This window comes from Streptomyces sp. UNOB3_S3 (assembly GCF_020740895.1).
Taxonomy (GTDB): domain Bacteria; phylum Actinomycetota; class Actinomycetes; order Streptomycetales; family Streptomycetaceae; genus Streptomyces.
This window is the reverse complement of sequence record NZ_JAILXP010000773.1, coordinates 1-573: the sequence shown is the minus strand read 5'-3', so window position 1 is coordinate 573 and position 573 is coordinate 1. Positions and strand designations below refer to the sequence as shown.

The 573-nt window shown below is 57.9% G+C and carries 1 rRNA gene; it reads right to left on the bottom strand.

Features of this window, described 5'->3' with window-relative positions:
* Positions 1–573 (bottom strand): 23S ribosomal RNA (locus K6I33_RS35570); the annotation flags it as partial.

Sequence of the window (573 nt, the reverse complement as noted above, 5' to 3'; positions counted from 1 at the left end):
CGGATTTGCCTATCACACGGCCTACACCCTTACCCCGGGACTACCACCGCCCGGGCTGGACTACCTTCCTGCGTCACCCCATCGCTTACCTACTACAAGTCTGGTTCGTCGGCTCCACCACTCCCCTTTGTCCGAAGACTCCAGGGCGGCTTCACGGACTTAGCATCGCCTGATTCGATATTGGGCGTTTCAAAGCGGGTACCGGAATATCAACCGGTTGTCCATCGACTACGCCTGTCGGCCTCGCCTTAGGTCCCGACTTACCCTGGGCAGATCAGCTTGACCCAGGAACCCTTAGTCAATCGGCGCACACGTTTCCCACGTGTGTATCGCTACTCATGCCTGCATTCTCACTCGTGAACCGTCCACAACTCGTTTCCACGGCTGCTTCACCCGGCACACGACGCTCCCCTACCCATCAACGCGGACGTTGGTCCTCATGCGTCAATGACACGACTTCGGCGGTACGCTTGAGCCCCGCTACATTGTCGGCGCGGAATCACTTGACCAGTGAGCTATTACGCACTCTTTCAAGGGTGGCTGCTTCTAAGCCAACCTCCTGGTTGTCTCTGC